Genomic DNA, 23,517 nt, shown 5'->3' on the forward strand with positions numbered 1-23,517 from the left:
GGGGAGCTTTTTTCTCTTGCCTTTCTTGTTGTTTATCTTTTATCTTAACATGCTTTAGTCCTGTTTTTTTAGTAAATGGTAGACCAAAATTCCCGGACCACAAAGATAGGTTAAGGGCAAACCCAGTAACCTAAATGAATTGTAGTCCAGGTCTGCCAGCCGGTCTCCTACATATTTATTGGCTTGTGGAAAAGAAATCAGAGCCACCATCATATAGATGGTTAGGACCAACCATGGCATGTCCCAGGGATTTTTCTTAAGATAGTCTTCCATAAAAAGATAATAATAAAAAAAGAAAAAGACAAAGCCTATTAAACAATAAATCATCCAGACTAAGAAGTCCACAAACTGTCTCCAAAGACCTAGTCCTTGGGCTGACTCCTTATTTTCTTCTTCACCATGACCAATAAAGTAGGCCATATCTACATCAAAGACCCGGGCCAATTGCCTTAAGTTGGTCATGGTGGGCTGGGCCTTGTCCATTTCCCACTTGGAAATCGCCTGCCGGGTAAGATCTAATTTTTGAGCTAGGTCTTCTTGGGATAGACCTAAAGCCTGTCTCTTTTCTTTAATTTTCTTTCCGTACATCTGATGCCTCCTTATTCAAAGTCATTTTCTAGCCTTACTATAGCAAAAATGGTCCCAGCCTACAAGCAAATAGCCCCGCAACTTTTGGTTGCGGGGCTATTTTTAGCCATTTCATTTCTCTTTTAGTTAAGTTTAGGATCCAAAATCCATTGGTCCGAGCTTACATCATAGGAATAGAAGTGGCCCTTGTTTAAGTCCACTCCATAGCGGACCAGGGTCAACCTATGACTGGGATGGTCTTCTACTAGGTCAAAGCGGTAAAAATTAGTCTTAATGGGTGGATTAAGGTCATCTGCCTCTACTACAAATAGCTTGTAGGGTGGCTTTTTGTAATCCGAGGACAATTTGGTATACAACATGGTATAGGCAATTTCTTCATCGGTCTTGACTTCCTTGGCTTGGATTTTGATGGTGTAGTTTTCTTGGTCCCAAGAAATCTTTTCTTGTAGAAGCTCAACTACGGCCCTGAGAGGGACGAAGGTTCTTTCTTCCCGGATGACAGGTTTCACATCTAGGGGGACTTTTTTTGCCCGAGCCAGGGCTTGGATTATTTTTTCTCTTTGGTGTTTTTCTTCACTTCCAGCCTTATAAATAGCGTCCAGGTCTTCTTGGGCCAGGACAAAGGCTTCCTTTTGCCCCAACTTTAAATAGATTACCCGGTCTAAGCTTTTTTGCTCTGGATTTTCCTTGCTAATGAGGATTTCTTGGCTAGTATGGAACCAGGTTACCTGGTAGTCCAAGTTTTCTGCTACAAAGCGTAGGGGGACCAGGGTCCGGTTATCCTCTACAAAGGCAGCAGGCTTACTTTCTACCGTTTTTCCATTAATTTGAATCTTCAAGTCTTTTTGACCAAAAACCAAACCTGGTAGACAGGTTAGGGCCAGAGCTAAGGCGGCCAGGTTTTTCTTTTTCATTGAATCCCTTCTTTCTTTTTTTAATAAGTATTTTCTTCTAGGCTTAGGATATCACTTTATCAGGATAAATTCAACTTCTAACCAATTCAATAGGGCTAAAACAAGCAAGCCTCGATTAGGTCCTTATTTTTCAATTGGTCGATCCAGTCTTTAGGAATGGCCTCATAGCCATAGATAATCCCAGCCAGACCTCCTGTCACAGCCCCGGTGGTGTCGGTGTCGTCTCCCAGGTTAATGGCCTTTAGAACTGCCTCCTTGTAGGAGCTCGTCCGGGCAAGGCACCAGAGAGAGGCTTCCAGAGTATGGAGGACAAAACCGCTGGATTCTACTTGGTCCTCTTCCTGGTCCATCTTGAGGCCCAGACCCTCTCCAGCCATTAATTTTCGGGCAATATGGACATAGTCCACGCAGGCCTTTTGGGCGATTTCGTGGCTATGGGTCAGGGCAGACACATCCCGGATTTCTTGGTCCGTCGCCTTGGTAAAGGCCAGGGGCAAAATCCGCATCAGGGACCCATTGCCGTTGGAATAAAAATCATCCAAGCCATGGCCCAGGCTTATGGCCTCCTGGGTGGTGGTCCCCACATCAAAAGTCTCCCCATTGGCCGTAAAGTCCCCCTTATAGAGCCAGCTTTCAAAATTTCTGCGGATGTCTTCCAAGTCAATACAAGCCTTGTCCCGGATGGACTTACAGGTAGCCAGGGTCATGCTGGTGTCGTCCGACCAGGTTCCCGCCTCTTGATTCCAGGTCCCAAAACCCACCATATCCTTACAGGTAAAAGTCCCTCTTTTCTTAAATTCATAGGGAACCCCCAAGGCATCCGCCACTGCCAGGCCATAGATTCCATCTCTTAATTGTGCCATTTTATCCCTTCCTTTCTCTACAAATCTATTTACCCTATTTTTTTTATTTAAAATTTTCGAGTCGAAGGGTGTTATGGCAAAGATAGTTTACAACATAGGGATCATGGGAAATAACAATCAAGGCCTTATCTACTTCTTCTCGGAAAAATTTTAAAATGGCTATTTCTGAAATCTTGTCCAAACTGGCCGTCATTTCATCACAGATAATAAGTGCCGGCTTGGGAAGTAGGGCCAGGGCAATACAAATTCTTTGATATTGACCCCCACTCAACTCTAATGGGCGTTTCTTTAAAATTGAACTATCTAAATTAAGTTTTTCTAAATATCCTTGGATGATTTGATTTTGTTCTTGCTTGTTTGCAATTTTAAAGTTGTTTAAAGGTTCTTTCAAGCAAGCCTCAATGGTCTTTGTCGGGTCTAGAGTGTTTCTTGTGTACTGTCCAATGTATTGAACTTTTTTAGACCAAGCCTCTTTTGAATAGTCTTGAGCTGGTTTCCCATAGAGATAGATTTTACCTGCTGTGGGCTCTTCATATTTAATCAGAATTTTGGCCAGAGTAGACTTCCCGGTCCCATTCTTTCCCAATAAACCCAAGCGTTCTTTTTCATATAAAGAAAAGGATAGGTTGGAAAACAACCTGTTGTCTCCATAGGCCTTAGATAGGTTTTCCACTTTTAATAAAAGATTTGTGCTCTTCAAAGCTTTGGATCAACTCCTTCGTATAGGTTTTTTGAGGGTGGGCTAAGATCTTTCTTTTTTCTCCAGACTCAATTAAGGCTCCCTGGTGGATAATTCCTAGATGGCTTGCGTATTTTTCCGCTACATCTAGGTCATGGGTTATGCACAAGAGGGTTACTTGATTATCTTGGTAAAATTTATAGAGCAGGTCTAAGATCTCTTGCCTACTCTCTTGGTCCAAGGCACTGGTTACTTCATCGGCTACTAAAAAGTCCGGTTTGGAAAAAAGTGCACAAGCCAGGGCAAGTTTTTGACACATACCCCCACTCAGTTGGAGGGGGGTTTTGTCTAAAAGGTTCTTGTGGTGGTCCAATTGAACGGAGGCCAACATCTTGTAAATGAGCCCCTCCCAATCTTTTTGGGGATATCCATAGGAAGTTAAAAGATGGTGGAGTTGCCGCTTAATTGTAACTTGAGATTGGAGACTTCCCCTAGGATTTTGTAGGATAAAGTCTAATTTTTCACTTTCTCTTTGAATGGATCCCTGTGTCCTCATGGTTTCTGGTAGGGTCCCTAAAATCGCCTTGCTAAGTAAAGATTTGCCCCCGCCGCTTTCTCCTACCAGGCAATAGAATTGCCCCTTCTCAATGGTTAAGTTAATCGACTTTAGCAAACATAGGTCTTGAAAATAAACAGATAGGTCCTTAATTTGAATCATAATACTTTCTCCCAACGCTTTTGAAAAAGACCACCTAGGCCCTGCGAAGCCATGAGAATGATTGTAATCGCCAGTCCCGGCGGAAGTAAGAGCCAGGGGCTGCCCATAAAATACTGCTTGGCGTCATATAAAATTGTCCCAAGCTCTGCTTGAGGTGGTTGAACACCAATCCCTAAAAAAGACAGTCCTGAAATGCTTAGAACAATTCTTCCTACGTCTGTAATAAAGAGTGAGGTTAGGGCAATCATTAAGTTTGGGAGAATGTGTCGAAGTAGGGTCTGCATCTTGCCACATCCTCTTTGATAGGCGAGTTGAATGTATTCTTGCCTGCGGATATCAATTACAAGCCCTCGTATATAGCGAATGTATTTTCCACTCCAGCTTAGGACAAAGGACAGAATGACTGTCCAGACAGAATTAGCAAACAATCCAACAAAGACCAGGGCTAAAAGAATCGAAGGTAGACAGTACAGGATATCTGCAAAAGTTAAAATAGTCTTACTGACCAACCCCAGCTCCATGCCTGCCAGTCCCCCAAGTAAGAGACTAAGGCAGCAAACACAAACTAGGCATAGGATCGCCAGGCCTATAGAATAAAAAGAACCAATCATTATTCGACTATAAAGATCACGTCCCAGGTAGTCTGTCCCAAAAAAATGATCCATGCTGGGCTTCACTAAAACAGATTCCGGATTCACGGTATATGGGTCTTTTACATTTAAATAGAGAAAAGCTAGTAATAAAATTCCAAAAAAAATGAATACTTTAGTCTTATTGGACAAGGGCATCTTCCTCCTTTTCGGGCTGGCCATTTAACCGAATAAGGATTAAATCGGTTAAGAAATAGACTAGGAATGTAACAAAAGATGTTAAAAGTCCAGCTGCTAATACTAAAGGATAGTCTCTGGCATAGATGGCATCCAGTAAAAGCTTGCCAAGACCGGAGATACTAAAAATTTGCTCAATTAAATAAGTTCCCCCTAAAAGTCCTAAAAATATATAACCTATGATGGTCACGAGAGGGATAGACAGGTCTACTAAAACATAATATAGGCGGTATCTTCTCTTAATTTTTCGATACTTGGCAATTTGATGGCACTCTTTTTTCCGAAGGTCTTGGACCAGCTCTGCTATTAGCTTACTTGCCAAGGCAGTGGCTGGAATGACATTGGCCATAATGGGAAGAACGAGATGCTTTAGGCTTCCACTTCCGACAAAAGGAAGCAGCTGTAACTTAAAGCCAAAAAAATAAATTAAAAGAAGGGCTAACCAATAAATGGGCAGGGATAAAAGTATGGTCAAAAGGATAAGCATTGGTCGGTATATATGCTTTTTTGGTAAGTAACCCACAAAAAAACCTAGGAAGAGGGACAGAGGCAAAGAAATGATAAATCCGATAACGACCTCAAGTCCCGTAACCCGCAATCGCTCTACAAGAATTTTTGCAACAGAATCTCCTGTGGAAAAAGACTGCCCTAGGTTGCCAGACAGCACTTTCATAAGCCATCGACCATAATCTATAAAAAAATTATCCGAAAGCCCTAATTGTGCCTGGGCCTGTTTAAGGGTCTCTGTTGTAATTAAACTATTGCTTCTTCGTAAATATGCCAATGCCGGGTTCCCCGGGGAAAGGTATAAAAGAAGATAGAGAAGAACAGAACAGAGAAACAAGTTTAATAAAAACTTAAGACAGGCCCGGGCGTAAGGGTGTTTTTTCATACTATTTGTTGAGCTCTACTGAGTTAAAGTCAATAGGTGCATCTGCAAGTCCAGAATAGTCTAAAGACTTAACCTTTTCTCCCGTTGCTAAAGTCGTTCCAATATAATTGATGGGGAGGCCCAAGGCTTTATCGTGGAGCATCTTAAATATTTTATCCATTTGCTTTTGTTGGTCTTCTTTAGATGCCAAGTTACTAAAGTCTTGGATTAATTTACTAAGTTCTGGATCGTTGGCAATAACCCCACTGCCTTCATCTGTATTTTGATACAGGGAGACCAAAAAGTTGTATGGAACTAAACCATCTGTATAGGTTCTAAAGAAAATTAGGTCATACTTTCCAGTAGTCCATAGGGTGTCATAGTAGCTTTCTTGCTCTTGAACTTGAATGTTGGTATTAACGCCAATTTCTTTCAGTTGACTTTGAATCAATTCTGCCTTTTTCCGCCAATCTGGGAATTCTGCTGTTTGGATAACCAGGTCAAAAGATAGTTCTTGTCCATCTTTTTCATAAATATTGTTTTGGTTAAGTTTGTATCCCTCAGATTCAATAAGTTTTTTTGCTTCATCCGGTTGGTAGGCAAAAGCTTCTTGATTTTTATCGTTGGCAAATTGTACCGTAGGTTGGAAGACGCCTAGAAGTTTTTGGTTGGATAATTTATCTTGATCAATGCCTAAGGATATGGCTTGACGTATCTTTTGATCTAGTTTTGAATTTTTTGGATTAAAGGCTAAAAATTGAGATTCTGTCCCTTTAAAATCATAAATTTTAAACTTGTCTGCCTTTTCAAAGGTATCAAGATCTTCTGGAGTCAATCTGCCAAAAAGTCCCCCAATTAAATCTACCTCTCCACTTTGTAGGGCCAAGGCTCTTGAGCTTCCATCGGAAATTGTCTTAAAAATTAACCCATATTTTAATGGTTGCTTCTTATTGTAGTTTTCATTGGGAACAAAAGTTGCAGATTCATTAGAAAATTCAGACAATTTGAAGGGACCAGACCCAATGGGTTCTTTAAACTTCCCATCGACAGACTTATTTTCCACTGAATTTGGACTCATAACTCTAAGAGGTCTTGTTTGGCAAAGTTCATTTAAAACTTGGTTGGATATTTTGGAAAAATGTAAACTTACAGTATAGTCATCATCTATGCTGATGTCTGAAAGATTTGCCAACGTTTGTAATTTTGAATCTGGACTTAAAGCCTTAGCTCTTTCTATGGTGAATTTAACAGCTTCAGCATTGACAGGACTTCCATCAGAAAAAAGCTTGTCTTTATCTAAATGGAAAGTATAGTTTTTCCCATCTTCACTAATATCCCAGCTTTCAGCTACTCCCGGATGGAAGTCTCCATCTTTATAGGTTACTAGGGGCTCATAAACAGCTCCATATAGGGCCATACTTGAATCATTAACTGTAGCATCTAACTTATCTGCATTGCTTTCTTCGGCCAGCCCTATTGTTAAAAAGGGCATTTGACCTTCAGCCTCTTCTCCTGCCGGTTTTGAGTCCTTATCTGATGGGTTACAGGCCACAAGGCAAAGAGACAAAAACATACATAAGAGTAAAAGGGATACATTTTTCTTTTTCATACTAAACTCCTTACTTTATTTTTCGTGCCTTAATCATAAAGCTGTTAGCAATAGATTGTAAATAATCATCTACACTTAAATGGAAGCGCTGGTATCCACTGACATCTATATGAGGACCTGTGTGTTCCCGAATAAGCTCCACTTGAAAGCCGTGGTCTAAAAAGCAGTCCACCACTTGGGTCAGGGTATGGTTTTGCATTTTTACCGCCCCATACTTGTCAATTTCCTGTTTCATATAGGCCAAGCTTGGATTTTTAGATTGATCTGTAAAGCTTGTATAGTAAACACCTCCATCCAACAATAAATCGTGAATTTTTGAAATATGGTCGTTTAAGTCTTCAATTAAATACAAAACAGATGTACTAATAGCTGTGTGAAAAGTTTCCGTCAGGTTGGCAATATTGTCCTCGATATAAAAGGTAATTGGATAGTCTTGGCTGTTTTCTTTCGCTGCTGCAATGGATTGTCTGGCCAAGTCTACACCTACTGCTTTTTCATAGGGGTAGCGGTCATAGAGTTTTCGAAGAAGAACTCCCCGGTTGCAACCAAAATCTAAAATCTTTCTGCCTAAAATATCCTTGGGGTCCAGTAAATCAATGGTGGCGGGCCAGGCGTATTCATGGTCTTTTTCCATAGACAGGTCTCCCCCATCTTCTTCTGACCACCAGGTTTCATAACTTGTGTCCATAAAAGCCTCCTTTTTTCTTAATTATTTCTTTAGACAAAGAACAACTGAACAGACCCATAAAAAAATCCCACCAATGGTGGGATTGACTAGTTCATGACACGTAAACTAGCTGGTTTAAGGTATTCTGACTACAAGCTTAAGCTTTTCACAGTGGCGGCACCGTACAGGATTCGAACCTGTTTCCCCTCCCGAATAATCGGATCTATTTAGTTACAGTTTGTATAGCATATGAAAATTTTTCCGTAAAGGGATGTCTAGGTTAAATTTTCATTCGATTAATTGCTGTCAAATACCTACATATAAAGGAAAAAGACCAGTCTATAACTGGTCTTTTTCTTATGCATAAGCATTGATATAAATTTTTATAACGTCTTCCATGGTGACTTTTACTGGGTTACCTGGTGTACAACCATCATTTAGGGCTGCTACAACTAGGCTGGAAAGTTCTTTTCTAAAGCTTTCCTTGTCCACTCCAGCTTGAGAGATGGTTTTGGGGATTCCCATTTCTTCATTGTATTGTTCAATAGTGGAAATAAGCCCCCTAACCTTGTCTTGGTCACTACCTTCCATGTAGCCAAAAAGTTCTGCAATTTCTGCATACTTGCGAATGACTTCTGGATCTTCTGTTGCAAAGCCGGAGAACCCTGCATTAAATTTAATAACATAGGGAAGAAGCAGGGCGTTGCAACGTCCATGGGCCAGGTGGAAGTGGGCTCCAAGAGAATGGGCCATTCCATGGTTGAGACCCAAGGAGGACTTTTCAAAAGCCAAGCCTCCAAGGCAAGATGCCAGGTGCATCTTTTCTCGATTCAAGTCCTGGGAAACATCATGGTACATTTTCTTCAGGTGGTCCCGGACTAAAATAATGGATTCTCGAGCCATGGCCCGGCTAAAGGGTGTTCCTTTAGGGGACACATAGGCCTCCATGGCATGGGTTAAAACATCCATCCCCGAGTCTGCAATGACTTTTTGGGGAAGTGTTTTTGTAAAGTCTGGGTCTAAAATAGCATAGTCTGGTATCATGCTATCGTCCATTAGGGGAATCTTACGGTTGTTTTCCCGGTCTGTAATAACGGAATAACAAGTAACTTCAGATCCTGTTCCTGATGTTGTGGGAATGGCAATCAGAGTTTTCTTTTCTAAATTCCCATCTCCCAAAATTTTTTCTTGCATTTTTAAGTCAAAATAAACCATGGCTTTAGCGGAATCAATTGAGGACCCTCCCCCTAGGGCAATGAGGGTATCTGGCTTATAGTCAATGACTTGAGCCATCCCTTCCATTACAATGTCTAGACTGGGGTCCGGCAAAACCTTGTCAAAAATTTGAAAGGGTATCTTTCTTCTTTCCAAGGCTTTTTCAATGGGCCTGGTTAGGCCAAATTTTACCATGGACGTGTCGGTAACCAGAATAACTTTTTTCATATCAATGGTATCTAATTGTTCGATGGCGTCTTGTCCAAATAAAATTTTTGTTTCAATATCAAAAAGTTGATTCATATACTCACCTTATTGCCAATCTGCTGGATAGGTTACATAAACGAAACGTACCTTTTCACCTTCTGGGCAATTAAAGACAATGTTGGATCCCTTGGGAATAAACAAGGTGTCTCCTGCACTACCCCGAATGGTTCCTTGGTCGGATTGAATTTCTAGGGTTCCATCTAAAATAATGTCGAATTCATCATAGGAAAGGTTCCATTTAAAAGGCTTGCCATTGATGATTTCCATATATCCAGCACCCATATTTGGGCTTTCTTTTAAGTCTACTACATCTTTTAAATTGACTTGGTCTGTTGGGTTGCCAGTATCAAACCTTTCACAGTTGACCGTCTTGCCCTTTACAGAGATCAAGCCATTGTTTAATTTAACCCGTTCCATTTCAGAAGAGCTGCCACCAGCTAATTCTTCTTCAATTAATTGACGGATTAATTTTTCCAATTGGTCTCTTTCTAGGCTCATAGTACTTAACCTTCTATCTTTTCACGTTTTAAGATAAACATAGCCATTAAGATCCCGGTAATCCCACCAACTAATTTACCAACAATCATTGGTGCGATCATGCTGGTTTCGTTAACACCAGCAACAAATCCTAAGTGGTCTCCAAAAACAAAGGCCGCACTTACGCAGAAGGCTACGTTAATAACTTTTCCACGAACGTCCATGTCTTTCATCATACCGAACATGGGGATATTGTTAGCTAGGGTTGCAATTAAGCCTGCAGCTGCTACTTCATTCATACCTAATTTTTCCCCAACCTTCATAAGAGGTTTGCTGAAGAATTTGGTAATGAAGAAAACAAGTACATAGGCACCAGCTAAAACGATGGCGATGTTTCCTACAGTTGAGAAACCTTCTTCTAAAGAGCCCATGCCTGGAATAATTACTAGGCCTGTTAGGGTTTCTACGATACCAGCAGCTAGGCCGACGGTAATTACTGCTGTTACTAATTTTCCAAACCAGTCAAAAATCTTAATCATGGTTTCTGGAGCAAATAAAAGTCCAATTGCCAAGATAATTGAGAAGATAATGATTGGAATTAAGTTTTTAATAACCATCATGGGTTCAAATCCAGCAACAAGTCCACCAACTAAACATCCGATAGGAATGGTAACCATACCAGCTAGGATACCCTTAGCTAGGTAGGGATGGTCTTCTTTACTGATAATTCCCAATGCAACGGGAATGGAGAATACGATGGTTGGTCCCATCATAGATCCGATAATAACACCGGAAAATTGAGCTGCTTCTGGGGTTTCTGCCAATACTTGTGCTAGTGGGTAGCCCCCCATGTCTAGAGCAAGTAAGGATGTTGCAAAAACAGATGGGTCTGCTCCTAAAGCTTTAAATACTGGTCCAACGATGGGTAAAAGTACATCGGCTAAAACAGGTGCCAAGGCAATAATCCCTACCATGGACAGGGCCAAAGACCCCATAGCAATAATTCCTTCTTCAAATTGTTCACCAATTTTAAATTTATTTCCAAAGATACGGTCTAAGGCTCCCAGTACCATGAAAAAAGTCATAATATAGATAATAATCTCATTTATACCCATATTTTCCTCCTAAGCTTTTTCTTTTAATATTCTTAAAACAACCCGGGCTATGGCTTGAACTTGATCTTCTCGTACAATGCCAAATTCCTTCCGGATGAGTTGTTTTACTTGGTGGTCTAGTGGAAGACTGGAATCAACCTTTCTGTCTTGACCAGAATCGGATGCAAGAACTGGACTCTTTTCTTCCTTTTGTTGACGATTAAAACTTGCATCTGTTGTAATTTGAATTCTATGTTTGCGACAATAGTCTTGTGCTAGGGGGGTAATAATCATGTCGTTGGATTGACATAAGACACATCCACTAGCATCAAGGAAGTCTTTAATATTACTTACTGTCACGAGTGTTTTTGACAACAAGCTCACCTCCCTTTTTTATTCATCTTCATAAATCTCAAGTGTATCTATAATGCCCACAACTGTGGCATCTGTTGGTGCATGTTGGTTTGCGGCAAACCTTGCCGTAGACCCACCAACGATTAGAACCATTTCTCCGGGACCTGCTCCTACAGCATCCACAGCAACAATGGTCTTGTCATGCTCTTTTGTTCTTGGGTTGATTTGGTCAATCACAAGTAGTTTAAAACCTTCTAGGCCTTCATCTTTCTTGGTTGCCCAAACATTCCCTATGACCTTACCTACTCGCATCCTCTGTCTCGCTTTCTCTTTTTATCTCAATTCTATTTTCCTTACAAAAATCTACAGCTAGAGGGGTAATGGTGGCCTTCTTAGGCACCACCAAGGTGACACTTTTCCCCTTTAAGTGGCCGATAGACTCTTGACTGATGAGCTTTTTGTTTAGATAAACAAGCTGGCTTGAGCCCTTGGACTCACAAGACTTGCCTGCCGGAAGGTCTTCCGAATTGAAAACAAATCCCATAGCTTGGAGACGGCGACTGTAGTCTTCCCACATGGAAGCCATGGCTTCCGGAACAGGATATTTGGATTGAAAGGTCTTGTGTTCACTGGAAAGGACCATGACCTTTTTTCCTTTGGCCACTTCTTGGACCAAGTTGCCCACTGTTGAGCGCAGGCCCAAAGCAGTATGGGACAAGTCTTGGATGGATAAATGACCGATCCAAATTTCATCATAATCCTGGTTCATTTGCAGGACAGAAGCGAAATGAAAGTCATAATTTGGATACTTTTTTTCTACTTCCTTTTCCTGCTTTTGTGAGAAGTTTAGGCATAGGATGGATTTTTCATAGAGCAAGCCTTGGTCTTTTAATTTTTGTAAAATTTTTTTTGTAATTTTTTCAATTAATTGTTCATCCACGACTTTCACCTATATCACTTTTTGCAATTCCAATGGGTGTTACAAGGAGTGGATTGTCGGGCTTGACCACCTTGATTCCTAGTCTTTGTTGAAAAACATCTTCAATTCCAGGCATCATACAGGTCCCGCCTACCAAATAGACGATATCCACATCCCGGCCCTGAATTTCTTTTTCCACGATGGTTGCCATCTTGTCAAAAACAGGCCGAACAATTGGAAATATTTCTTCTGCTTTCTTTGGATCCTTTTTGATTTTTTCAGCGTCTTCAAAAGGAATCCCATAGTTCCCAGCTAAAACCAAGCTAAGGTGGGTCCCTCCTGAAGCTTCATCCGCCACATGGACCACTTTCCCATTTTTAAAGATAGATACCCCAGTCGTACCTCCACCAATGTCTACAACAGCTCCGTCTTGAATTTGTAAGACTTCATTGGCTGCAGTGGGCTCATCTGCGATGGCTGTGACTTCCATATTGGCTCCCTCCACCACATAGACATGGGTCTTGGAGTCGCCTTCGGAGGTCCCAGGTGGAACGGCAATGGCTACGTGAGTTAAAGAAACATGGAGGGATTTTTCAATTTTTTCCTTTAGGCGAGCAACAATTTGCTTGGCTCCTAAAAAATCCACCACAAGACCATCTCGAATGACTTGAGCAAATTCCATCTTACAGGCCAAGGGTCTAAAGTCCTCTCCTAAAACTGTCAAAACAGTATAGGCAGTTCCTAGATCCACGCCCACATGGAGTTTTTCATTTGCCCTCATTTTTCTGGTCCTTCGAATGGTTTTTTCTACTTCTGCAATTTCTTTATTTACTCTTTTGATATCCACTTACAGGGTCACTCTCCTTGCTCACTTAAATACATTAAATAGTAAAAAGCACTACTTAGACGATTTAAGGCTTTTAACAGGTCTGGTCTTTCTTGACCTGGAATCCGACTAAAGGGTTCAATGGCTATAACTTCCACTTCTCGAACTCTTGTCCTGAGACAATTGATCTTTAAAGTTTCCAGCTTTTCATCTCCCTCTAGAATTAGGTGGCCTTGGTTAAAATACTTCTTGGGATGGTGGGTGATATCTCTGATTTCATCCGAATCCTTACCTAATAAAAATAAGTCTTGAACTTGTTCTCCTGTTACTTCCGCCTTGAGAACTAGCCGAGTATATTGGTAAATTTCTTTTAACCCCTGGGTAACTTGTTCAGAGGCTGTTGTTTTTAGTTCTCCTATGGTTAAAAGGAGAGCTGCCTCCAAGGAGTCCATTTGCCCCCGGAAGCGAATTCTAGGATGGTCTTTGTCTACCAGGTCTTGGCCCACCAAAGCCGTCATAGCTTCGGGTTTTTCCTTTAGCCGAGCCTGGGTCCCATAGAGCCGGTAGGGGTAGGATTCCACAACAGTTTGAACAGTCTTTGGATCTTGGATCTCTTCGACTTGGGGTCCTTTTTTATCTTCATCTTGCTGGTCCAAACTTTCTTGAACCACTAGAGCTTGGTCATTGATATATTCTCTTGCAGATGGGGTTAGGACGGTTGTTGGATCAATATAGATCGTCTTGGATTTATTTTCCCGAACAAGCTTTCTAAGCATTTGTTCCGTTAAAACTGCCATATCGTCACTTCCCTTCCAAGATTAGATAAATAATGGAGAAAGAGAAGTCTCTTTCTCCATTTTCATTTACCCTTATTCAGCAGCGTTGATTGTTGGAAGAATTCCTTCTACTTCTGCATGTGGTCTTGGAATTACATGAACACTTACAAGTTCGCCAACTTTTTCTGCAGCAGCAGCTCCAGCATCAGTAGCTGCCTTAACAGCTCCAACGTCTCCACGAACCATAACAGTTACAAGTCCGCCACCAACGTGTTCTTTACCAACTAATGTTACGTTTGCAGCCTTTACCATAGCATCTGCTGCTTCAATAGAACCTACTAAACCTTTAGTTTCGATCATACCTAATGCGTTTTGATTTGTCATTTTAAAATCCTCCTAAAAATTACTTAAAATTTACTGTCTGCGACTTCTTTTAAAATTTGACGCAATACTTTTTCAACAACTTCTTCTGTAACTCCCTCATCGCTAGAATTATCTTGTCCAGTGATATTATAGTTGCTATTTGTTTCGAAGGCAACTCTCTTGATGTTGATCAAGTTCATTGGAGTTACGTTATCACTTGTAGCAGATCCACCAACAGCCCCACAACCTAGAGTAAAGGCTGGTGCTAAATCTGTACTTAAACCAACTCCTCCTAGGGTGGTTGGTGTGTTGACTAACATTCTAGAAACAGGTTTCTTTAGGGCAAACTCCCGGATGATGTCTTTATCTTTTGTGTGAATTCCAATAGAGTGACCCATACCATCATAGTGTAAAATTTCTATACATTTTTCGCAACCTTGTTTCCAGTCATCAACTACATAGAAACCTAAGGTTGTGTTGAGTTTTTCTCTTGAGAATGGATGTTTTGGACCCACTTCTGTTTCGCAACCTATAATAATCTTGGTTCCTTCAGGAATTTTCACTCCTGCAAGGTCTGCCAATTGTTGTGGTGTACGACCTACAGCCTTGGCATTGACAGCTCCTCGACTATTGGAAAGAATAGAGGCGATTTTTTCCTTATCTTCCCCAGTTACAAAATAGCAGTTGTTGCGTTCAAATTCTGCCTTGACTTCATCTGCTATGCAACGTTCTACAACGACAGATTCTTCTGAAGCACAAATTAGTCCATTATCGAATAATTTCCCAATCATAATCTTACGAACGGCTTCCTTAATGTCTGCTGTCCGTTCAATAAAGACTGGCACGTTTCCTGGACCAACCCCAAGGGCTGGAGTTCCGGAACTATAGGCTGCCTTAACCATTGCATTCCCACCTGTTGCTAAAACGAGTTTTGTTTCTTCGTTACTCATCAACTCATCTGTAGCTTCCATAGTGACAATGGGTAGGACAGATACTAGGTCTGGGCTGAATCCTTGGTCTGCAATGACTTCACGAACCAGGTTAACAGTCTTTGTAATACATTTTGTACAGGTAGGATGGGGGCTAAATACAATAGCATTTCCTGCTTTTAAGGCAATCATGGAATTGTAAAGAACCGTTGAAGTTGGGTTGGTTGATGGAACCAGCCCTGCAATGACTCCTACAGGAGCAGCCACTTCGATCATCCGATCTGTTTCTTTAAGAATCCCTCTTGTCTTCATGTCTTTAATGTATTCATAGACATAACGACTGGCTAGGATATTTTTCGTGTACTTATCTTGTGGGTTTCCATAGCCAACTTCTTCTGCTGCCATGCGTCCAAGTTCTTTTGCATGTGCTTCACCCATTTTAGCAATTGCCTTAGTCAATTCATCTACTTGTTCTTGACTGGCTTGAGCATAGTCTGCTTGGGCAATTTTGGCCTTATGGATTAAATCCCTAGCTTCTTGAATGGATTGTAAATCTTTATCCATTAATCTCCTCCTTGCTCTTTATAATAGTCCAATAAAGCAGTTACGAGTTCTTTTTTATTGGCAAATTTAATTTCTGAGCGTGAGATGCTTGTTTCCACTTCTCTTGCTAATTTTCGGAGGTCAACAACTCTCATTTCTTGTAATTCTTTTTCTTTTTCTTCTAAGAAAGTTAAATTTGTCTTATCTTTTGTGTCTTCTGCTTCTTTTTCTTCTTGTTTGACTTCTTGTTTTTCAGCTTTCTTATTTTCTTTCTTTTGTTCTTTTTCTGTGTCCTTATTTGGTAGAATTTTCCAAAGATCCTCAATGGGTCTTGGAATTACATGTGAACTCACTTGGATGTTCAGCCTTTCTACAGCCGCTACAGCCGCATCCACAGATGCTCGAACAGCTCCAACTTCTCCAACAATGGTGATGTTTACTAAACCACCACGAACTTTTTCACAGCCTAAAAGTTCAACATTTGCAGCTTTTAGAGCTTGGTCAGCGGCTTCAATTGCGGCAAGTTCCCCATAGGTTTCAACTATGCCTAAAGCGCCTTTTTGCATTTTATCACCTCAAACTAAAAGTTCGTTGGTTGATCAGCTACTGCAATGACAGCATCTTCAAAAGCATCACAAGCAGCCTTACAAGCTGATTGAGAGCCTGTTAATAATCCACCACCAAAGTTTGTTTCAGATGGAGGTCCATAAAATTGAACCAACTCTACATCCGCAGCCTTTAAAGCCGCATCTAGGGCGTAAACAGATTCGATTGGAGGTGCGATACAATAAGCAAGTGCTGCTCCTTCTTGAATGTTACATTGTTCGGATAAATAGCTTCCTGTTCTAGAAATACAGTGAGCATAGTAAACAATTGTGTCATCTTCATTTGCTGATTTAAAGCTTACGCCGGATTCAATAAATTCAACCATTGCATTTAAACCACTGCGTACTTCTGCAGGACTTGGTCCTGAGATAATACCAATGACTTCTCCGGCAAGTTTTGTGTTGGCATTATCTGCCCCACCGTAAAAGCTTGTTGCATAGACAACTTTTACTTCCGCTTTTTTTGTTGCTTCATCAAGAGCGGTATAGGTTACGTCATCACAATCTGTAGTAATCATCCCAATACTACGATGGCCTTGTGGTAAATTTAATTCTTTTACCAAGTCTTCATCGACGTTTGGAATCATCTTAAGACTAAGAATGTTGACGCCCAAGGAATCATATTTCATTACTTTCCTCCTTCAACTTATAGTTTAAGATCTACACCAGATGCTTTAGCATCAAGGATTTTCTTAATCACATCAGCAATATGGGCTCCTGCTTCTGCTGCAGGGGTTCCGTTTTTGTGGATGTTGGATACAACTGTTCGTTTTGCTTCTGGTGCTCCAGGATATCCCTTGTAAATCATATAAGCACTCATACTTTCTCCTGTTGCAAGACCTGGCCTTTCACCAATCAATACACAAGTTACTTCTGCATTTAGGTTGGCTGCAACGGAGTCTTCTGCTGCTACACGACCATATTTTACAAAGAAGGGTGTTCCAACTTTTACGCCATAGCCCTTAAGACCGTTGATAATGGCTGGTAGGGTATCACGAATATTGGCTTCAATAGCTGTAGAGGAAAGTCCATCACTGACATAAACTTGAACAGTTGGATTGTTTTCACAATCTTTTTTCATTTCAGCTAAGGTTTCTTCGCTAAATTTCCGGCCTAGGTCAGGACGAGTAATGAAAATATCCTTATCGTCACACATGGTTTGATAGGTCTTTAAGCCCATTTCATCTAAGAATTCTTGGCTTACATCACTAAACACAGCATCCATAGCTACAGCATGGTCTGCTCTATATCTTAAAAGTGGTTCGGTCTTCATCCGAAGTCCGGCCCGGCCAATTCCTAAACGAGCAGGTGTTTTTGCCTTGTATTTTAGATATTGTTCTTTGTTGACACAGGTGTCCATGTCAAAGTAATCTTGCATACTTACTGCTGTGATGTCTTTTAATTGATCATCAGGAAGATTACTTACAGTGTTTTGGTTGTTGTTTCCATTTGATTGCTGGTTGCTAGTGGATGAAGAATTTTGATTTGCGCCCATTTCAGCAATGACTTTTTCGATAAGTCCCTTTAATTCGTTTTCAGAAATCATAAATTCCCTCCTTTATTTACCAAAGAAAATAGAAGCATCACCGAAACGGTCAGTGTATTTTCCATTTTCAATGAGACCCATTTTTTCCATCCATTCTTCAAATTCTTTAATAGGACGACGGTTGAAAAGTTCTCTCAAGGTTGCATCGTCTTGGTAGGATGGTGTTTGGTAGTTCAACATAATGTCATCTCCACCAGGTACTCCGATAACATAGTTTACATCCGCTACGCCTAATAAAGTTGCTAAAATTTCAAGGTCATTGGCATCGGTCTTCATGTGGTTGGTATGGCAAATATCCACACCCATGGAAATACCTGTTAATTTACCCATGAAGTGGTCTTCAAGACCTGCACGGATTACTTGTTTGGAGTTGTAGAGGTATTCAGGTCCAATAAATCCTACAACAGTATTTACCAGGTAGGGGTTGTATTTTTTAGCATATCCATAGCATCTTGCTTCCATAACTAATTGGTCAGCGCCATGGTGAGCATCAGAAGATAGTTCCGCACCTTGTCCTGTTTCGAAATACATTACGTTTGGACCAAAAGCTGTTCCTTCTTTTAAAGCAAGAGCATGAGCTTCTTCCATGATTTCATCAGTAAAACCAAAGGCTTCATTTCCCTTTTGACTTCCTGCAATACTTTGGAATACTAGGTCAACAGGTACACCACGTTTGATACATTCCATAACAGTTGTTACGTGAGCCAATACACAAGTTTGTGTTGGAATTTCCCACTTGTTTTTTACATCGTTGAAAAGATTGTAAATACGTGATACTGAGTCAATGGAGTCGTCTACAGGGTTTAATCCTAAAACGGCATCTCCCATTCCATAAGCCAAGCCTTCATAAAGACTTAGTTCGATTCCTTCAATATCATCTGTAGTATGGTTTGGTTGCAAACGAGCAGCTAAGATTCCCTTTTGACCAATAGTTGTATTACATGTTGCTGTAATTTCTAATTTCTTTGCGGCATAGATCAAGTCCATGTTGCTCATTAATTTGGCTACACCGGCAATTACTTCGGAGGTTAAACCACGAGAAAGTCTCTTTAATTCACGATCTCCAGTGTTTAAGCCTACAATATATTCACGAAGTTCTGCCATGGACCAATTTTTGATTTCATTATAAATCTTTTCATTGACCGCATCTTGAATTACTCTTGTTACTTCGTCTTCGTCGTAGTCTACAACAGGGTTGTTTCTTAAGTCAGCAACAGTGAGTTGTGACAACACTTCTTTTGCAGCAATACGTTCTAGAGCATTTTCTGCTGCAATTCCTGCTAATCTGTCCCCTGATTTTTCTTCGTTCGCTTTCGCTAAAACTTCTTTTACAGAGCCAAATTGATAGACTTCACCGAAAAGCTTTGTCTTTAAATTCATATTTCACCCCTAAATTAATAATTCAGTACTAATGTCTTAATCACTACAGGCAATACAGATCCATTACCAATTGGATGGCCAATGTCAATGTAGTCACCATTATGAACTTTAATACTATCCAAACAAATTACTGCTCGATTCTTATTGTTTAATTTTGCCCGGATACATTGACCTAAAACTTTTCCAAGATCTTCTTTTAAGATGATAATCACATCTTCATTTTCCTTGTAGACGGATTCCCAAGCTTCCACAATATTGCCAGCAAAATCGTCAATTTCCTTATAAGCCATATTTTCTTTTCCCGGAAAATACATGGCTACTTGTTGAAGCCCATCTTCCATTTCAAACCACTTGAGCTTATCCAGGATAAGGTCTTTAAAGTTGCTTTGGTCTTGCTCGCTTTCCGTAAAGGCCAAGACCGGAAGATTCTTTTTAGGAAAATCCATGGTTGTATAGGTCACAGTCGACCCACTGATGTCCATTGTTTGCGTTCCCGCACCCACAACAGTCGCCATAATGGTCTCTGTTGGAACAATGACTTGATCCCAGTAGGGTTGAAAAGTTTCTCGGATGGTTTGACCAAGAAGAGGTCCGATATCATTGTAGATAAAGTAGTCTTTGTCCTTGCTTGGATTGTAGATATATTGACTTACTCCACCAGTAAAGGAAATCTTGTCAATCTTATAATCATTCCTAAGTTTTTTACCCTTGGGACTGACGGCTAAGTCTAATGACTTATCTTCTTCTTTTAAATGAACAGAAGACAACAAAACATTAGCCATAACCTGACAAATTGCCTTTAACTTATCTAGGTCCGCTTTTTGGCCTACTTTTAAATCAATTCCGTGATAGTTACAAAGTTCTTGAACTTTTTCGCTGATATAGGTGACTGTTTTACTTTCATCAATAATGATGAGCCGGCCTCCTATATCAAAGCAAGCAGTATCAATTGGTTCTCCAACATGGAAAACACCTGTATTAGTTGTACCTCCACCTATATCAAGATTGGCAATGGTTATGTTTTCCTCATCACTAAGGTTTGCCACACCACTTCCTCGCCCAGCAATAATTCCTTCCAGGTCTGGTCCTGCTGTAGCAACAACAAACTCTCCTGCCAAGCCCGATAAGGCACTCATTACAGATTGTGCGTTTTCCTTTCGAGCTGTTTCACCTGTAATAATGACAGCACCTGAATCTACTTTTGATGGATTGATATTGGCATTTTCGTATTCAGCTTGAATCATTCTTGTCAGGGCATCTTCATTGATGACTGTTGCACTGGTTAGTGGTGTCCGATGAATGTTACTTTTATAAATAATGTCTTTTCCTACGATACGAAATTCAGGAACTCTAGCCATAGAGGAAATGTTTTCCACATAGATGTTTGAAAAAATAAGCTGCGTGGTCGAGGTCCCTACGTCAATACCTACACTTAAAAGAGTTTCTTTCATTAATCAAGTACTCCATTTCAATAAAAAAAACCACAAAAGAACAATCTTCATAAATTTCAGAAGAATCTTTCGTGGCTACATTGCCTACTAGAACACATTCCTTGTGCTCCCTATAAAATTTTACTTTTCTTAACGTTAAGAGATTTATTGTATTACGCCCTTGTAATAACATCTTTAGTATATCAAAAGAAAAAAATGTTTTCAAGTGCTTTTTTATAAGTTTTTTGAATTTTAATAAGTTTTATGCTCGGTTAATAAAACTTAGTTTTATTTGAGTTCCTTCTTCAGAAGAGCTAAAGTAAACATCCCCTTGTAGAGTCTCTTGGATTAAGCCTTTAACGATATTTAATCCAAAAGAATTGCTGTTTTCTTCTTCCGGATTAAAACCACAGCCATTGTCTTCTACAATAATATGGTTTTTAAAAACATCTCTTTTGACCTGGATGTTTATAACTCCTTGGTCTCCAGGCTTAAAAGCATGCTCATAGGCGTTGCTGACAAGTTCATTAATCACCAGGGCTAGGGTAGTTCCTTTATCTGCATCGACATAAGTAGGATCTCCATATACTTGAACTTCTTTCACTCTCATTTCATTTTGACCTGTGTATATAGTGTTGCTTAGAACTTTTTTAATTAAATCAGTAATTAAAATATGACCATCTAAGTCTTTGGCTAGAATCTCGTGGGTTGTTGCAATACTTAGGATTCGGTTGATGCTCTCTTGAAAAGCAATGTTGAGTTGAGGGTTTTGATTTCTTCTGCTTTGCATCCTTAAAAGAGAGGCGATGGTTTGAAGGTTGTTTTTTACCCTATGGTGGATTTCTTGAATCGCCACCGACTTACTAATCAAGGCCTTTTTTTGCCGCATTAATTGGGTTTGGTCTCGAATGATCATAATGAGTCGCTGGTCTCCTTGAAAGAGGGAATACTTGATGTTATAACAGTTTTCTCCGATAAAAAGTTCCTTGGTTTCCAGGTATTTCTCCTGTAAGATTCTTTCAAAACTGACGTCTTCCAAGGCCAGATTAATAAAATTCATTCCTTCTAGATCTTCCTTGTAACCTAAAAAGCGATAAAAAGTCTTGGCTGAATTGTTGGCATACTGCAAGATACCCTCTTTATTAAAAATTAAAAGAGAATCCACAACATAGTCACTAACTATAGGAATAAAAGAGGAAGTTTTAGGGTTTTCATACATCTGGTTTTCTATCAATTTATTTTTCTCAATAAATTCTTCACTTACGTCGTTTTCAATAATCAAAACCCCGATAATCTTGCCCTGGTTGCGGATGGCAGTGGTGGTTTGGAGGATAGGATTATTTTCCTGGCTAACTCCAGCAAGACGCAAGGTGCGAACCCCTGTACTTAGGGTCCTTAAGGCTGCCGGTTCATTTTCTCGATAGGCAAGCTTCCCAATAACTGTTTCTTGGTAGGAGGTGCCCGGTTTTAAGGCTTCTGCCACTACAATAGCTGCATTGCTATCCCAAGTCTTGCAATCTATAAAAACATCTCCTCCATGAGTTTCAGAGAGGAGAGGTAAAAAGGTATTTAAGTTTTCAAGAATTTCTATATCTTCCTCAGTCAAATTAGTGTGATCTTGACAAAGTTTTTTAGTCTTTTCGCTCATATTAGTCCTTTATTGAATCGATAAGTAATCGACTGATTTCCGAGATGGACATCCTCTTATCCATGGCCAATTTTCTTAAAGTTTTGTAGGCTTGGTCTTCAGAAAAATGATGTTTTTCCATCAATATTCCCTTAGCTCTTTCCACGAATTTTCGATCATCCAGTTTTTTAGAAATAAGGTCCAATTCATCCTGAATTTTATCCATTTCTTTTTGCTTGGCTATAGCTACTTCTATGGCAGGTATTAAGGTTGATTCATCAAAAGGCTTTACTAGGTAGGTCATAACCCCCAAGTCTCTTGCTTTTTTAATATACTCCGAATCACTAAAGGCTGTAAGAAGAATGATGCACTTGGCTATTTTTTCTTTTTGGATTATTTTTATGGCTTCTAGGCCATCCATAACCGGCATTTTAACATCCATGATGGCCAGGTCTGGCTTTTCTCTGCGGCAAATTTCAATAGCATCTAAACCATCTTTAGCCATGCCAACTACCTTATAGCCTGCTCCTTTTAAAATTTCTGCCAGGTCCATCCGTGTAATTAGTTCATCTTCAGCCACTACTACGGTTGTTTCCATATATAAACCCCTTTAATTTTTGTTTATAAATTGATTCATATCTCTTTATTTTTTACTTTTATCCCATAAATAGTCTTTCAATGCTTGAACAGTCGATGGATCGTCATAGTTGATTGGAAAAACTTCCTTCACTCCCGCCTTAATAAGTTGGTCTTTTGCCTTTTCATAGTCTCCACCTAAGTCTAGCTTAGTGACGACTCCTATAACTTCTCGATTAAAGGCTTGGGCGAAATTTGGTGGAAAAACAGAGCTCTTTTCTTGGCTATCAATTAAAAATAAGATAATCGACGCCTCATAGCTTGTAATTAATAGAGCATGGTACATAGTTGGAAGCTCTATATATTCCCCTGGGGTATCAATGAAGTTTTCAAGAAACTCAATGGCCTGGGTCTTCTTATATTGTGCCTCTCCATATAAAAGATGTTGGATCAAGGTTGTTTTCCCAGTACGAGTTTTCCCTACTAACATGATTTTTTTATCCATTATGACCTCGTTACTGTTGTGGGGGTAAAGTGAAGGACAGATTCCAAGGTTGAAATTACATTTTGGAGAGATTCTTCAACAGAAGAAACGTCCCCAGTAATTAATAGGGCTCCTGAAAAACGGTCAATGAATTCTATATTGACTCCTGCACTTTTTGATGCAACGTCTGCTGCTATGATGGTTGCTTCTCCTGGGGTAATGGTGAGAATTCCAATGGCTCCATTTGTTTCTTCAGTCAGTCCTAGCTTTGTATAAATATCTCTTTTTGGGTTTGCGATAACATGGGCGATAGTTACTTGCTTGCCCGGAACAAATTCTTGTATAATTCTTTGTTTTAATTCATCCATGA

General features: G+C 40.1%; 28 protein-coding genes. All 28 read right to left on the reverse strand.

Annotation, left to right across the window (positions count from 1 at the left end):
- Nucleotides 1-54 precede the first annotated feature (54 nt).
- Nucleotides 55-588, reverse strand: coding sequence for a helix-turn-helix domain-containing protein (locus CS898_RS01315; protein WP_099207837.1), 534 nt, complete (start codon nucleotides 586-588; stop codon nucleotides 55-57).
- Nucleotides 589-710: 122 nt separating this feature from the next.
- Nucleotides 711-1,502, reverse strand: coding sequence for a stalk domain-containing protein (locus CS898_RS01320; protein WP_099207838.1), 792 nt, complete (start codon nucleotides 1,500-1,502; stop codon nucleotides 711-713).
- A gap of 95 nt (nucleotides 1,503-1,597) precedes the next feature.
- Nucleotides 1,598-2,365: an ADP-ribosylglycohydrolase family protein gene (locus CS898_RS01325; RefSeq protein WP_099207839.1), complete on the reverse strand. Its 768-nt coding sequence runs from the start codon at nucleotides 2,363-2,365 to the stop codon at nucleotides 1,598-1,600.
- Nucleotides 2,366-2,408: 43 nt separating this feature from the next.
- The gene (locus CS898_RS01330) at nucleotides 2,409-3,065 is read right to left on the reverse strand and encodes an ABC transporter ATP-binding protein (protein WP_099207840.1); all 657 of its coding nucleotides are present in this window, start codon (nucleotides 3,063-3,065) and stop codon (nucleotides 2,409-2,411) included.
- On the reverse strand, nucleotides 3,022-3,762 hold the full coding sequence (locus CS898_RS01335; RefSeq protein ID WP_099207841.1) for an ATP-binding cassette domain-containing protein: 741 nt from the start codon (nucleotides 3,760-3,762) through the stop codon (nucleotides 3,022-3,024). Before CS898_RS01335 ends, CS898_RS01330 begins: the two co-directional genes overlap by 44 nt.
- Nucleotides 3,759-4,427 (reverse strand): ABC transporter permease, encoded by a 669-nt coding sequence (locus tag CS898_RS01340; protein WP_083815389.1) that lies wholly within the window; start codon nucleotides 4,425-4,427, stop codon nucleotides 3,759-3,761. The genes CS898_RS01335 and CS898_RS01340 overlap by 4 nt, the downstream gene beginning before the upstream one ends.
- 106 nt (nucleotides 4,428-4,533) lie before the next feature.
- Nucleotides 4,534-5,481 carry an ABC transporter permease gene (locus CS898_RS01345; protein WP_099207843.1) on the reverse strand — a complete coding sequence of 316 codons (948 nt, stop codon included), beginning with the start codon at nucleotides 5,479-5,481 and terminating at the stop codon, nucleotides 4,534-4,536.
- A 1-nt stretch (nucleotide 5,482) separates the two neighbouring features.
- Nucleotides 5,483-7,069, reverse strand: a complete 1,587-nt coding sequence (locus tag CS898_RS01350; protein WP_009430164.1) for an ABC transporter substrate-binding protein — start codon at nucleotides 7,067-7,069, stop codon at nucleotides 5,483-5,485.
- Between the two features lie 10 nt (nucleotides 7,070-7,079).
- The gene (locus tag CS898_RS01355) at nucleotides 7,080-7,757 is read right to left on the reverse strand and encodes a class I SAM-dependent methyltransferase (RefSeq protein ID WP_009430753.1); all 678 of its coding nucleotides are present in this window, start codon (nucleotides 7,755-7,757) and stop codon (nucleotides 7,080-7,082) included.
- Between the two features lie 336 nt (nucleotides 7,758-8,093).
- On the reverse strand, nucleotides 8,094-9,254 hold the full coding sequence (locus tag CS898_RS01360) for a 1-propanol dehydrogenase PduQ (protein ID WP_009431095.1): 1,161 nt from the start codon (nucleotides 9,252-9,254) through the stop codon (nucleotides 8,094-8,096).
- Nucleotides 9,255-9,263: 9 nt separating this feature from the next.
- Entirely contained in the window at nucleotides 9,264-9,716 is a 453-nt protein-coding gene (locus CS898_RS01365; RefSeq protein WP_009430533.1) for a EutQ-related cupin domain-containing protein, read from the reverse strand.
- Between the two features lie 5 nt (nucleotides 9,717-9,721).
- Nucleotides 9,722-10,810 (reverse strand): ethanolamine utilization protein EutH, encoded by a 1,089-nt coding sequence (gene eutH / locus CS898_RS01370; RefSeq protein WP_009431288.1) that lies wholly within the window; start codon nucleotides 10,808-10,810, stop codon nucleotides 9,722-9,724.
- A gap of 9 nt (nucleotides 10,811-10,819) precedes the next feature.
- Nucleotides 10,820-11,164, reverse strand: a complete 345-nt coding sequence (locus CS898_RS01375) for a hypothetical protein (protein WP_143614550.1) — start codon at nucleotides 11,162-11,164, stop codon at nucleotides 10,820-10,822.
- Between the two features lie 18 nt (nucleotides 11,165-11,182).
- A complete protein-coding gene (locus CS898_RS01380; protein WP_099207845.1) occupies nucleotides 11,183-11,455 on the reverse strand; it encodes a EutN/CcmL family microcompartment protein in 273 nt (90 codons plus the stop codon).
- Entirely contained in the window at nucleotides 11,442-12,083 is a 642-nt protein-coding gene (locus tag CS898_RS01385) for a hypothetical protein (RefSeq protein ID WP_099207846.1), read from the reverse strand. Before CS898_RS01385 ends, CS898_RS01380 begins: the two co-directional genes overlap by 14 nt.
- Complete coding sequence (eutJ, locus tag CS898_RS01390) at nucleotides 12,076-12,909, reverse strand: ethanolamine utilization protein EutJ (protein ID WP_099207847.1); 834 nt, start codon at nucleotides 12,907-12,909, stop codon at nucleotides 12,076-12,078. The genes CS898_RS01385 and eutJ overlap by 8 nt, the downstream gene beginning before the upstream one ends.
- Nucleotides 12,910-12,917: 8 nt before the next feature.
- Nucleotides 12,918-13,685, reverse strand: a complete 768-nt coding sequence (locus CS898_RS01395) for a cobalamin adenosyltransferase family protein (RefSeq protein WP_099207848.1) — start codon at nucleotides 13,683-13,685, stop codon at nucleotides 12,918-12,920.
- Nucleotides 13,686-13,757: 72 nt separating this feature from the next.
- A complete protein-coding gene (locus tag CS898_RS01400; protein WP_009431059.1) occupies nucleotides 13,758-14,048 on the reverse strand; it encodes a BMC domain-containing protein in 291 nt (96 codons plus the stop codon).
- Between the two features lie 23 nt (nucleotides 14,049-14,071).
- Entirely contained in the window at nucleotides 14,072-15,520 is a 1,449-nt protein-coding gene (locus CS898_RS01405) for an acetaldehyde dehydrogenase (acetylating) (RefSeq protein ID WP_099207849.1), read from the reverse strand.
- A complete protein-coding gene (locus CS898_RS10110) occupies nucleotides 15,520-16,065 on the reverse strand; it encodes a BMC domain-containing protein (RefSeq protein WP_099207850.1) in 546 nt (181 codons plus the stop codon). The genes CS898_RS01405 and CS898_RS10110 overlap by 1 nt, the downstream gene beginning before the upstream one ends.
- A gap of 14 nt (nucleotides 16,066-16,079) precedes the next feature.
- Nucleotides 16,080-16,733 carry an ethanolamine utilization microcompartment protein EutL gene (eutL, locus tag CS898_RS01415; protein WP_009431916.1) on the reverse strand — a complete coding sequence of 218 codons (654 nt, stop codon included), beginning with the start codon at nucleotides 16,731-16,733 and terminating at the stop codon, nucleotides 16,080-16,082.
- Between the two features lie 17 nt (nucleotides 16,734-16,750).
- Entirely contained in the window at nucleotides 16,751-17,650 is a 900-nt protein-coding gene (gene eutC / locus CS898_RS01420; protein WP_099207851.1) for an ethanolamine ammonia-lyase subunit EutC, read from the reverse strand.
- A 12-nt stretch (nucleotides 17,651-17,662) separates the two neighbouring features.
- Nucleotides 17,663-19,030, reverse strand: coding sequence for an ethanolamine ammonia-lyase subunit EutB (locus tag CS898_RS01425; protein WP_099207852.1), 1,368 nt, complete (start codon nucleotides 19,028-19,030; stop codon nucleotides 17,663-17,665).
- Between the two features lie 14 nt (nucleotides 19,031-19,044).
- Nucleotides 19,045-20,481, reverse strand: coding sequence for an ethanolamine ammonia-lyase reactivating factor EutA (gene eutA / locus CS898_RS01430; RefSeq protein ID WP_099207853.1), 1,437 nt, complete (start codon nucleotides 20,479-20,481; stop codon nucleotides 19,045-19,047).
- A 241-nt stretch (nucleotides 20,482-20,722) separates the two neighbouring features.
- Nucleotides 20,723-22,108: a sensor histidine kinase gene (locus CS898_RS01435; RefSeq protein ID WP_099207854.1), complete on the reverse strand. Its 1,386-nt coding sequence runs from the start codon at nucleotides 22,106-22,108 to the stop codon at nucleotides 20,723-20,725.
- A gap of 1 nt (nucleotide 22,109) precedes the next feature.
- Complete coding sequence (locus CS898_RS01440) at nucleotides 22,110-22,685, reverse strand: ANTAR domain-containing response regulator (RefSeq protein ID WP_099207855.1); 576 nt, start codon at nucleotides 22,683-22,685, stop codon at nucleotides 22,110-22,112.
- A 45-nt stretch (nucleotides 22,686-22,730) separates the two neighbouring features.
- A complete protein-coding gene (locus tag CS898_RS01445) occupies nucleotides 22,731-23,168 on the reverse strand; it encodes a EutP/PduV family microcompartment system protein (protein ID WP_009430586.1) in 438 nt (145 codons plus the stop codon).
- Nucleotides 23,168-23,515, reverse strand: coding sequence for an ethanolamine utilization microcompartment protein EutS (eutS, locus tag CS898_RS01450; protein WP_009430121.1), 348 nt, complete (start codon nucleotides 23,513-23,515; stop codon nucleotides 23,168-23,170). Before eutS ends, CS898_RS01445 begins: the two co-directional genes overlap by 1 nt.
- Between the last annotated feature and the right edge of the window lie 2 nt (nucleotides 23,516-23,517).

It is taken from the genome of Urinicoccus timonensis (assembly GCF_900232945.1).
In the GTDB taxonomy this organism is placed as follows: domain Bacteria; phylum Bacillota; class Clostridia; order Tissierellales; family Peptoniphilaceae; genus Urinicoccus; species Urinicoccus timonensis.

Excerpts from the sequence above, each read along its gene's own strand:
- CS898_RS01355 (WP_009430753.1), bottom strand. The coding sequence starts at position 7,757 with ATGGACACAAGTTATGAAACCTGGTGGTCAGAAGAAGATGGGGGAGAC.
- CS898_RS01360 (WP_009431095.1), bottom strand. The coding sequence starts at position 9,254 with ATGAATCAACTTTTTGATATTGAAACAAAAATTTTATTTGGACAAGAC.
- CS898_RS01350 (WP_009430164.1), bottom strand. The coding sequence starts at position 7,069 with ATGAAAAAGAAAAATGTATCCCTTTTACTCTTATGTATGTTTTTGTCT.
- CS898_RS01405 (WP_099207849.1), bottom strand. The coding sequence starts at position 15,520 with ATGGATAAAGATTTACAATCCATTCAAGAAGCTAGGGATTTAATCCAT.
- CS898_RS01425 (WP_099207852.1), bottom strand. The coding sequence starts at position 19,030 with ATGAATTTAAAGACAAAGCTTTTCGGTGAAGTCTATCAATTTGGCTCT.
- CS898_RS01315 (WP_099207837.1), bottom strand. The coding sequence starts at position 588 with ATGTACGGAAAGAAAATTAAAGAAAAGAGACAGGCTTTAGGTCTATCC.
- eutS (WP_009430121.1), bottom strand. The coding sequence starts at position 23,515 with ATGGATGAATTAAAACAAAGAATTATACAAGAATTTGTTCCGGGCAAG.
- eutL (WP_009431916.1), bottom strand. The coding sequence starts at position 16,733 with ATGAAATATGATTCCTTGGGCGTCAACATTCTTAGTCTTAAGATGATT.
- eutA (WP_099207853.1), bottom strand. The coding sequence starts at position 20,481 with ATGAAAGAAACTCTTTTAAGTGTAGGTATTGACGTAGGGACCTCGACC.
- CS898_RS01445 (WP_009430586.1), bottom strand. The coding sequence starts at position 23,168 with ATGGATAAAAAAATCATGTTAGTAGGGAAAACTCGTACTGGGAAAACA.
- CS898_RS01395 (WP_099207848.1), bottom strand. The coding sequence starts at position 13,685 with ATGGCAGTTTTAACGGAACAAATGCTTAGAAAGCTTGTTCGGGAAAAT.
- CS898_RS01320 (WP_099207838.1), bottom strand. The coding sequence starts at position 1,502 with ATGAAAAAGAAAAACCTGGCCGCCTTAGCTCTGGCCCTAACCTGTCTA.
- CS898_RS01325 (WP_099207839.1), bottom strand. The coding sequence starts at position 2,365 with ATGGCACAATTAAGAGATGGAATCTATGGCCTGGCAGTGGCGGATGCC.
- CS898_RS01345 (WP_099207843.1), bottom strand. The coding sequence starts at position 5,481 with ATGAAAAAACACCCTTACGCCCGGGCCTGTCTTAAGTTTTTATTAAAC.
- eutC (WP_099207851.1), bottom strand. The coding sequence starts at position 17,650 with ATGATTTCTGAAAACGAATTAAAGGGACTTATCGAAAAAGTCATTGCT.
- CS898_RS01340 (WP_083815389.1), bottom strand. The coding sequence starts at position 4,427 with ATGGATCATTTTTTTGGGACAGACTACCTGGGACGTGATCTTTATAGT.
- CS898_RS01400 (WP_009431059.1), bottom strand. The coding sequence starts at position 14,048 with ATGACAAATCAAAACGCATTAGGTATGATCGAAACTAAAGGTTTAGTA.
- CS898_RS01380 (WP_099207845.1), bottom strand. The coding sequence starts at position 11,455 with ATGCGAGTAGGTAAGGTCATAGGGAATGTTTGGGCAACCAAGAAAGAT.
- CS898_RS10110 (WP_099207850.1), bottom strand. The coding sequence starts at position 16,065 with ATGCAAAAAGGCGCTTTAGGCATAGTTGAAACCTATGGGGAACTTGCC.
- eutH (WP_009431288.1), bottom strand. The coding sequence starts at position 10,810 with ATGGGTATAAATGAGATTATTATCTATATTATGACTTTTTTCATGGTA.
- CS898_RS01335 (WP_099207841.1), bottom strand. The coding sequence starts at position 3,762 with ATGATTCAAATTAAGGACCTATCTGTTTATTTTCAAGACCTATGTTTG.
- CS898_RS01365 (WP_009430533.1), bottom strand. The coding sequence starts at position 9,716 with ATGAGCCTAGAAAGAGACCAATTGGAAAAATTAATCCGTCAATTAATT.
- CS898_RS01435 (WP_099207854.1), bottom strand. The coding sequence starts at position 22,108 with ATGAGCGAAAAGACTAAAAAACTTTGTCAAGATCACACTAATTTGACT.
- CS898_RS01440 (WP_099207855.1), bottom strand. The coding sequence starts at position 22,685 with ATGGAAACAACCGTAGTAGTGGCTGAAGATGAACTAATTACACGGATG.